Raw genomic sequence first — 9871 nt, forward strand, 5'->3', positions numbered from 1 at the left:
CCGCGTGCCCCCCCGCGGCCCCGGATATCCTCGCTGAGGATGCGCACGGCGGCCTCGGCCATCTCGGCCACGGGCTGGCGGACGGTGGTCAGCTCCGGCCAGACGGCGGTGGCGATGGAGGTGTCGTCGAAACCGACCACGGTCAGTTGCCCCGGCACATCCAGCCCCTTGCGGTGCGCAGCGGTCAGGACGCCGGCCGCCATGTCGTCGTTGGAGGCGAAGATGGCCGTCGGGGGGCGCCGCGCCGACAACAGGCGCTCGGCGGCCTCGAGGCCGGAGCGATAGGTGAACTCGCCCGCCTCGATCAGGGCGGTGGCGGCGGGCTCGGCCGCGCGCATCTCGGTCTCGAAGCCCAGCAGGCGCTCGGCGCTGGCGGTCTGGTTGGAGGCGCCCTTGATGAAGCCGATGCGGCGGTGGCCAAGCGCCAGCAGGTGCCGGGTCATCTCGGCGGCGGCGGCGAAATCGTCAATGCGCACGGCGCTGGCGTCCGACCGGAAGCGCCCGGCGGCCACGGCCACCACGGCCACCTCGCCCTCCTTCAGCTCCGACAGGGCGGCGTAGGATTCCCCGTGGGGCGGCGGCAGGATCACGCCCGAGGCCCCGCCCGCGATCAGGCGGCCAACCGCGGCGCGCTCGCTCTCGGGATTGGGGTCGCACTTCTCGATCAGCAGCAGGGCGCCGGTCTTCTGCGCGCCGTCCAGCGCGCCGACCAGGAACTCGCTGAGATAGCCGGCCGACGGGTTGGAGTAGAGCAGGCCGATACGCCCGCCGCCCTGCCGGGCCAGGCTGCGCGCGGCCGCGTTCGGCGCATAACCCAAGGCCTCCACCGCGTCCTGCACCGTCTTGCGGGTGGCGTCCTTGACCCCGGGCGCCTCGTTCATGACCCGCGATACGGTCATGGGCGAAACCCCGGCGCGGCGCGCCACGTCATGGATGGTGACGGCGCCCTTTCTGTCCTTGCGGGAGTCGGCCAAGCCTGCTCGCCCCTTCAAATTACAATGTCCCCTGATCGACCCTGGAACGGCTCAGGTCAACGGTCCGAAGGGCACGACCCGGTTGGCGGAATCATGGCCGATGTCGGCGCGGCCCAGATACGGGATGCCCGACCGGTCGCACCAGTAGCGCACGATCTGCTCCGGGGTCAGGCCGAAGTCCGGGTCGTTGGGGGTGATGTCGCTGACCCGGCCCACCCGGATGCCCGCCACGCGGCGAATGGAGGGCTGACCGGTAATGTGGAACATGGCCCGGTCGGTGCGGTAGTCCGCCTCGCCCACCTCCTCCAGCATCAGCACGTGGCCGGTCAGGTCCGGCTCCAGCGCCGTGCCCAGAAGCTGGCTGAGGATGGTGATGTTGAACGCCGCCGTGGGCGCGCCGCCGCTCAGTACGGAGGGCTCCAGCGCCGCCTTGTCCCGCCGCACCAGCCAGTCGAGGCCGCGGGCGAAAGCGATCTTGACGTCCGACCGGCGCAGGTCCTGCACCATGGGCCCGTGGAACACCTGCTGAAACCCCAGCCGGTACAGGCCCGCCAGGATCGACCCGGCGTCGGAATAGCCCATCCAGGCCTTCTTGCGCGCGGCGTCATTCACGCCCGCCATGACCGTCTCGGCGATGCGGCAGGAGCCGTAGCCGCCCCGGGCGAACCAGACCGCGTCGTGGGCCGGGTCGTTGGCGATCTCCAGAACCGCCCTGGCCCGGCCGGCGTCGTCGCCGGCGAAATGGCCGTGCTTGCCGAACGACGCAGGGTGGAATTTCAGTTCGACCGAGCCGTCGGGATAGAGCGCGCGCACCATTTCCTGCGCCTGCTCGGCGGTCTCCCGCTCGAAGCGCGAGCTGGCGGCCACGACGCCGATGCGGAAGGGCTTGTCGGGGCTGGCCATTCTCTCGCGCAATCCTCTGGCGCCGCCGTCGCGCCGTGCTAGTCAGGCGCTTCAAGCCTTCGGGGTTCGCGGCGCATGAATCAAGACCAGTCCTACTTCTTCTGCGGCGTCGGCGGCTCGGGCATGCTGCCGCTGGCCCTGATCGTGAAGGCGCGCGGGGCCGCTGTGGAGGGCTCCGACCGGGCGCTGGATCAAGGCCGCACGCCGGAAAAATTCGACTGGCTGCGCGGCCAGGGCTTCACCCTGCATCCCCAGGACGGATCAGGCGTCCGCGCCGGTCAGGTGGTGGTCGCCACCGGGGCGGTGGAGGACACGGTGCCCGACATCCGCGCGGCGAAAGCCGTCGGCGCCCGCATCCTGACCCGGCCCCAGCTGCTGTCGGAGCTGTTCAACGCCGCCGGGACCAGCGTCGGCGTGGCGGGCACCAGCGGCAAGTCCACCATCACCGGCATGATCGCCTGGATCCTGCACCGGGCCGGGCGCGCGCCCACCGTCATGAACGGCGCGGTGATGAAGAATTTCGTCCGGCCCGAGCAGCCCTTCGCCAGCGCCCTGATCGGCGGGCCGGACCTGTTCGTCAGCGAGGTGGATGAGTCCGACGGCTCCATCGCCCGCTACGAGCCCACCGTGGCCGTGATCTCCAATGTGTCGCTGGACCACAAGTCCATGGATGAGCTGCGCGCCCTGTTCGGCGGGTTCGCGGGGCGGGCCACCACCGCCGTGCTGAACCTGGACGACGCAGAGACCCCGGCGTTGGCGCAACAGGCGAAGGCGACGATCACCTTCGCGCTGGACCATCCCGAGGCCGATCTGCGCGCCGTGGACCTGGCCCCCACCGCCGCCGGCATGACCTTCCGCCTGATCGAGACCGACGGCGCGGGCCATGACGCCGAGCTGTGCGTGCCCGGCGCCCACAATGTCGCCAATGCGCTGGCGGCCGTCAGCGCGGTCAAGGCGCTGGGCGTGTCGGTCGCGGACGCGGTGGCGGCGCTGAAAGAGTTCTCGGGCATCCGCCGTCGGCTGGAAGTGGCCGGTCAGGCGGGCGGGGTCACCGTCATCGATGACTTCGCCCACAATCCCGACAAGATCACCGCCACCCTCAACACCCTGCACGCCTTTCCCGGCCGCCTGCTGATCCTGTTCCAGCCCCACGGCTTCGGCCCGCTGAAGCTGATGAAGACCGAGTTCATCGACGTCTTCGCCCGGCTGATGAGCCCCGACGACGTGCTGCTGATGCCCGAGCCGGTCTATTACGGCGGCACGACGGACCGCAGCGTAGGCTCGGGCGACATCGCGGACGGGGTGACGGCGACCGGCCGTCATGCCGAAGCCTTGCCCGATCGCGCGGCCTGCGGGGAGCGCCTGATCCAGATGGCGCGCCCCGGCGACCGCATCCTGATCATGGGCGCCCGCGACGACACCCTGTCCGAGTTCGCCGCCGACCTTCTGAAGCGCCTCCGCCCGTCGGTTTGAGGGAACGGCCGCGCGTCCCATCTGTTCGACAGGTCTCTTTCACACCCTGCCTTCCCGCCGGAGTCCGTCATCTTTCAATCCGACGTCCCGCCCGCCCCGCCCGTCACCGTTGACGAGATCGTGGTCACCGCCGCGCGCCTGCCGCCCGCCGCAGGCGACGCCGCCTTTGCGGTGATCCGGTTGAATCAGGACGATCTGGAAGCCAGCCAGCGGGTAGACGAAGCCCTGACCGGCGTGCCCGCCGTATCGCTGTTCCGCCGGACGTCCAGTCTGTCCGCCAATCCCACCACCCAGGGCATATCCCTGCGGTCCATCGCGCCGTCGGGCGCGGGCCGGACGCTGGTGACGCTGGACGGCGTGCCGCTGAACGATCCGTTCGGCGGCTGGGTGATCTGGTCGCAGATCGCGCCGGAATCCCTCGGCAGTCTGGACATCGTGCGCGGGTCGGGCGCGGGACCCTACGGCGCCGGGGCCCTGACCGGGGTGATCGTGATGCGCGAGCGCGACGCGGGCGCGGTGCTGGACGCGTCCCTGGCCGAGCGCGGCGGGGCGCGGCTGTCCGGAGCGGGATCGCAAGGCTTCGGGCGGCTGACCCTGACCGCCTCGGGTCTGTACGAGCACAGCGACGGCTATGTGCCGGTGCGCGGCCCGGAGCAGGGCGCGGCGGACACGCCGACGGATCTGGAAAGTCTGGGCGGCGCCCTGCGCGCCGACTGGGCGGCCACCGACGACATCGCCGTCTCGGCCCGCCTCGGCGCCTGGGAGGATGAGCGCGGCGCCGGGCTGGATGGGGCGCGGGCGGTCTCCAGCGGCCAGCTCTACAGCCTGACGGCGGCGCGCCAGCCCACCACCCACCGCCTCGGCTGGCGGGCGCAGGTGTGGCGCCATGACAGCGATCTCAGCAACACCTTCGTGTCGGTGGCCGACAACCGGTCGAGCACGTCGCTGGCCAACAATCAGTACGCCACCCCGGCCACCGGGCTGGGCGCCAATCTGGCCCTGCGCCGCGCCGCCGAGCGCTGGGGCGGATCGCTGGAGTGGGAGGTGGGCGCCGACGTCCGCAGCACCGAGGGCGAGGTGCGCGAAGTCAACGCGTTCAACCGCCAGCGGCTCGCGGGCGGCGAGACCCTGATCGCGGGCGCCTATGCCGAAGGCTCATGGACGGGCGGGCCCTGGCTGGTGGCCGGTGGCCTGCGCGCCGACCGGTGGAGCAACGAGAACGGCCGCCGGCTGGAGACCAACACGGCGACGGATGTGGTGTTGTTGGACCAGCGCTCGCAGGACCGCGACGGCGAGGTGGTCAGCGCGCGTCTGGCGGCGCGGCGCGATCTGGGCGGCGGCTGGGCGGCGCGGGCGGCGGCCTACACCGGCTTCCGGCCCCCGACCCTGAACGAGCTGCACCGGCCCTTCCGCGTGGGCAACGACATCACCGAGGCCAATCCCGAGCTGGAGCCCGAGGTGCTGCGCGGCATCGAGGCGGGTCTGGCGTGGAGCGGCGGCCCGGTCGATCTGACGGCCACCGTGTTCCACAACGAAATCGAGGACGCCATCGTCAACGTCACCATCGGCGAGGGCCCCGGGACCTTTCCGGTGGCCGGCTTCGTGCCTGCGGGCGGGGTGCTGCGGGAGCGCCGCAACGCCGGCACCGTGGAGGCCACGGGGGTCGAGGTGGAGGCGCAGTGGCGGCTGGAGACCGTGACCCTGTCCGGCGCCCTGTCGGCCACCGACGCCCGCATGGACGGCGGGACCGACGCGCCCCAGCTGACCGGGCTGCGGCCCGCCCAGGCGCCCATCTGGAGCGCCACCGCCGGGATCGACTGGCGCGCGTCGGACCGCCTGGGCCTGTCGGCCCGCGCCCGGTACGAAAGCCGCCGTTTCGACGACGATCTGAACAGCCGCGCGCTGGATCCCGCCCTGGTTCTGGACGCCCGGGCGGAGTGGCGAGCGAGCCCGCGCACCGTCCTCTATCTGGCCGCTGACAACCTGTTCGAGGAGGATGTGGAGGTCGCCCGCACCGGCGACGACGTGCCCGGTTACGGCCCGCCGCGCATCGTCCGCGCGGGGCTGCGGCTCACCTATTGAGCGCGATGGAGTGAAATCTTGCGTCGCCGGTTCACGGAAACCGGTGTCAGCGCATAAACTGATGTTTCAATGCCGATTGGTCCGGTTGGCGCGGGCGTGGAAATCCCCCAAGACGGGGGCATCCACGCAACTGGTGAAGGTGAGGCGCGAATGCCGACGCTCGTTCTGTTCGGCGGAGGCGGCGATCTGGCGCTGCGCATGCTGCTGCCGTCGCTGTACTTCCTGGAGCACGACGACCTCCTGCCCGAGGGCCTGAAGGTCATCGCCGCCGCGCGCAGCGAGGAAAGCCGCGAGGACTATCTGGCCAGCGTGCGCGAGTGGGTCCAGCCCCGCGCCGAGGCCGACGGCCAATGGAGCACCAAGGCGTTCGACCGGCTGGCGAAGCGCATCGACTATCTGGCCATGGACGCCACCGATCCAGACAGCCTTTCCGCGCTCAGGGACAAGGCGGGGACCGAGGACCTCACCTATTTCCTGGCCGTGTCGCCGTCGCTCTACGCGCCCATCGTCAATGCGCTGAAGGCCATCGGCATGACCGGGCCCACGACCCGCATCGTGCTGGAGAAGCCCGTCGGGCGCGACCTGAAGAGCTTCCGCGAGATCGACCAGGCGGTGGGCGCGGCCTTCACCGAGGACCGGGTGTTCCGCATCGACCACTATCTGGGCAAGGAGACGGTCCAGAACCTGATGGCGCTGCGCTTCGCCAACGTCATCTTCGAGCCCCTTTGGAACAACCTGTCCATCGACCACGTGCAGATCACCGTGGGCGAGACCACCGGTGTGGGCGACCGCTGGCCCTATTATGACGAGTACGGCGCCCTGCGCGACATGCTGCAGAACCACATGTTGCAGCTGCTGTGTCTGGTGGCCATGGAGCCGCCGTCGGACATGGACCCGGACTCTGTGCGCAACGAGAAGGTCAAGGTGCTGCGGTCCCTGCGCCCCATCACCAAGGCGGCGGCCAGGAAAGTCACCGTGCGCGGCCAGTACACGCCGGGAACCGTCGAGGATCAGTCGGTGAAGGGCTATGAGCAGGAGCGCGGCCAGGCGTCGGACACCGACACCTTCGTCGCCCTGCGCGCCGACATCGACAACTGGCGCTGGGCCGGGGTGCCGTTCTTCATGCGCACCGGCAAGCGCATGCCCGACAAGCGCACCGAGATCGTCATCCAGTTCAAGCCGGTGCCCCACTCCATCTTCGACGGCGACGGGCGCGGCGACATCGTCGCCAACCGCATGGTCATCGCCCTGCAGCCCGACGAGGACGTGTCCCTGTCGGTGATGAACAAGGCGCCGGGGCTGGACGCGAAGATGCGGCTGCAGCCCATCCGCATGTCCCTGTCGTGGGGCATGGAGGGCAAGAGCGCCCGCCCGCCGCGCCGCCGCATCGCCTATGAGCGGCTGCTGATGGACGCCCTGAACGGCGACTCCACCCTGTTCGTGCGCCGCGACGAGGCGGAGAAGGCGTGGGAGTGGGTCGACGGCGTCTCGGCCGCCTGGCGCGCCGCCGAGATGAAGCCCGAGACCTATGAGGCGGGAACCTGGGGCCCCTCCGGCGCCTTCGAACTGATGAGCCGCAACGGACGGGCGTGGAATGAGTGATATCCGGATCGAGACCTTCCCGGACAAGGACGGCTGGGCCGACGCCTGCGCCAACCGCCTGTCGGGCGCCCTGTCCGCCGCGCTGAGCGAAGGCGACAAGGCCCTGTTCGCCGGGGCGGGCGGGTCGACGCCCTCGCCCATCTATCGCCGCTTGGCCCAGGCTGATCTGGACTGGTCGAAGGTGGCCGTCACCCTGGTGGACGAGCGCCACGTGCCGGAAAGCTCGCCGGACTCCAACGCCCGGCTGATGCGCGAGACCCTGCTGACCGGCCCGGCCGCCGCCGCGCGCTTCATCCCCCTGCACCATTCAGCCGTCACCGTGGACCGCGCCGCCGCCCTGGCCGCGAAGGCGCTGCAGGCCGAGGGGCCGCTGGACGCGGTGCTGCTGGGCATGGGCGAGGACGGGCACATCTGCTCCATGTTCCCGGGCAGCCCGACGCTCAAGACCCTGCTGACCACGGCGCTGGAGCCCGCCGTCTTCGGCGTGCCGCCCGGGCGCGACGGCATGGCCCCGCCGCAGGAGCGGATCAGCCTGAATATCCCGTATCTGGCCCGCGCCCGCCGCGTGGTGCTGGCCCTGACCGGCGCGAAGAAGCGCGCGATGTTCGAGGCCGAGGCGACGGGCGATCCCGCCGTCCGGCCCATCGCCGCGCTGATCGCGAGCGGCGCCCCTCTCGAGGTCCTCTGGACAGAGTAAGCCGATGCCCCTCAATCCCGTCACCGCCGCCGTCACCGAGCGGATCATCGACCGCAGCCGCGAGACCCGCGCCGACTATCTGCGCCGCATGGACTGGGCCGCCGGCAACACGCCCGGCCGGGCCAAGCTGTCCTGCGCCAACTGGGCCCACGCCTTCGCCGGCGCCCCGGTCAAGGACAAGCTGAACGCCATGTCGGGCAGTCAGCCCAATGTGGGGATCGTCACTGCCTACAACGACATGCTGTCGGCCCACCAGCCGTTCGAGCGGTTCCCCGATATCGTGCGGGAGGCCGCGCGCGCGGCCAACGCCACGGCCCAGGTGGCGGGCGGGGTCCCGGCCATGTGCGACGGCGTCACCCAGGGACGCCCCGGCATGGAGCTGTCGCTGTTCAGCCGCGACGTCATCGCCATGTCCACCGGCGTGGCCCTGACCCACGACGCCTTCGACGCGGCCCTGTGTCTGGGCGTCTGCGACAAGATCGTGCCGGGCCTGTTCATGGGCGCCCTGGCGTTCGGCCACCTGCCCGTGGTCTTCGCCCCCGCCGGGCCCATGCCGTCGGGCATCCCCAACGCCGAAAAGGCCCGCGTCCGGGCCCTCTATGCCCAGGGCAAGGTGGAGCGCCAGACGCTTCTGGAAAGCGAGATCGGCAGCTACCATTCGCCGGGCACCTGCACCTTCTATGGCACCGCCAACTCCAACCAGATGATGATGGAGCTGATGGGGCTGCACCTGCCGTCCACCGCCTTCGTGCACCCGGAGACGGGCCTGCGCGACGCCCTGACGGCGGCGGCGGCGACGCGGGCGGTGGAGCTGGCGCGCGAGGGCCAGAGCCGCATGGCCGACGTCATCGACGAGAAGGCCATCGTCAACGGCATCGTCGCCCTGCTGGCCACCGGCGGCTCCACCAACCACGCCATCCATCTGGTGGCCATGGCGCGCGCGGCGGGCGTGCTGATCAACTGGACCGACATGGACGAGCTGTCGTCGGTCACGCCCCTGCTGGCGCGGGTCTATCCCAACGGCTCGGCGGACGTGAACGCGTTCCAGGCGGCGGGCGGGGTGGCCTTCGTCACCCGCGAGCTGGCCCAGGCCGGATACCTGCACAGCGACGTGACCACCATCATGGGCCGGGGCATCGAAGCCTATTTCCAGGAGCCCATGCTGGAGGACGGCAAGCTGGTTTGGAAGGACGGGGTGACCGAGACGCTGGACCCGGAAATCCTGCGCCCCGCATCGGACCCGTTCCAGAAGGACGGCGGCCTGCGTCTGGTCAAGGGCGCGCTGGGCCGGGCGGTGATCAAGGTCTCGGCGGTCAAGCCGGAGAACCGGGTGGTGGAGGCCCCCGCCGCCGTGTTCGACAGCCAGGAAGACGTGCTGGAGGCGTTCAAGGCGGGACAGCTGGACCGCGACGTGATCGTGGTGCTGCGCTTTCAGGGACCCAAGGCCAACGGCATGCCGGAGCTGCACAGCCTGTCCCCGGCCCTGTCGGTGATTCAGGATCGCGGCTTCAAGGTGGCGCTGGTCACCGACGGCCGCATGTCCGGCGCCTCGGGCAAGACCCCCGCCGCCATCCACCTGAGCCCGGAGGCGCTGGACGGCGGCGCCCTGGCCCGGGTGCGCGACGGCGACGTCATCCGGCTGGACGCCGAGAACGGCGTGCTGACCGTGGTCGGCGCCGACGGCTTCGAGGATCGTCCGATGGCCCCGCGCCCGCAGGCCTATGCCGACGGTTCGGCCTGGGGCTACGGCCGGGAGCTGTTCGCGTCGTTCCGCCATGTGGTGGGGGCGGCGGAGGACGGCGCCTCGGTCTGTTTCGACTTCGCAACCGGCGGACCCGCGCGCGCCGACACGCCGCCCGACCCCAATCTGGTTGACCGCACGGTGGACGCCTGATGATCCCGTCCAATCCCGTCCGCACCGATGACCGCACCCTGCTGGTGGGGGATGTGGGCGGCACCAATGCCCGCTTCGCCATCGCCCGCTGGACCGACGGCCGTCCGGTGCTGGAGCATCACGAGAGCTTCCTCGGCGCGGATTACCCGACCTTTCTGGAGGGCGTGCGGGCCTTCATCGACGGCTGCGAGGTCAAGCCCACGGGCGGGATCATCGCGGTGGCCGGGCCGGTCACCGACAACGCCA

The 9871-nt window shown here is 71.0% G+C and carries 8 protein-coding genes; 6 read left to right on the forward strand and 2 right to left on the reverse strand.

The features are described 5' to 3' along the window. Together ACK4FB_RS04985 and ACK4FB_RS04990 are read right to left on the reverse strand one after the other, a co-directional pair. Window positions 1–974: LacI family DNA-binding transcriptional regulator (locus ACK4FB_RS04985; RefSeq protein ID WP_409748544.1), on the reverse strand; the 974-nt coding region annotated here is incomplete at its 3' end. 51 nt (window positions 975–1025) lie between these two features. Then, entirely contained in the window at window positions 1026–1877 is an 852-nt protein-coding gene (locus tag ACK4FB_RS04990; protein WP_409748547.1) for an LD-carboxypeptidase, read from the reverse strand. 75 nt (window positions 1878–1952) lie between these two features. On the opposite strand from ACK4FB_RS04990, the gene murC reads away from it, so the two are divergent. From murC to ACK4FB_RS05020, 6 genes are all read left to right on the forward strand, one after another. Continuing rightward, window positions 1953–3350, forward strand: a complete 1398-nt coding sequence (gene murC / locus ACK4FB_RS04995) for a UDP-N-acetylmuramate--L-alanine ligase (protein ID WP_409748550.1) — start codon at window positions 1953–1955, stop codon at window positions 3348–3350. 120 nt (window positions 3351–3470) lie between these two features. Next, the gene (locus ACK4FB_RS05000; RefSeq protein ID WP_409748553.1) at window positions 3471–5432 is read left to right on the forward strand and encodes a TonB-dependent receptor; all 1962 of its coding nucleotides are present in this window, start codon (window positions 3471–3473) and stop codon (window positions 5430–5432) included. 150 nt (window positions 5433–5582) lie between these two features. After that, on the forward strand, window positions 5583–7034 hold the full coding sequence (gene zwf / locus ACK4FB_RS05005) for a glucose-6-phosphate dehydrogenase (RefSeq protein WP_409748555.1): 1452 nt from the start codon (window positions 5583–5585) through the stop codon (window positions 7032–7034). After that, window positions 7027–7731: a 6-phosphogluconolactonase gene (gene pgl / locus ACK4FB_RS05010; RefSeq protein ID WP_409748558.1), complete on the forward strand. Its 705-nt coding sequence runs from the start codon at window positions 7027–7029 to the stop codon at window positions 7729–7731. The genes zwf and pgl overlap by 8 nt, the downstream gene beginning before the upstream one ends. A gap of 4 nt (window positions 7732–7735) precedes the next feature. Then, window positions 7736–9625 carry a phosphogluconate dehydratase gene (gene edd, locus ACK4FB_RS05015; protein WP_409748561.1) on the forward strand — a complete coding sequence of 630 codons (1890 nt, stop codon included), beginning with the start codon at window positions 7736–7738 and terminating at the stop codon, window positions 9623–9625. Further along, on the forward strand, window positions 9625–9871 hold a 247-nt coding region (locus ACK4FB_RS05020; protein ID WP_409748564.1), incomplete at its 3' end, for a glucokinase. The genes edd and ACK4FB_RS05020, both read left to right, overlap by 1 nt.

The sequence above is a fragment of the Brevundimonas sp. genome (assembly GCF_046299535.1).
Classification (GTDB): Bacteria; Pseudomonadota; Alphaproteobacteria; order Caulobacterales; family Caulobacteraceae; genus Brevundimonas.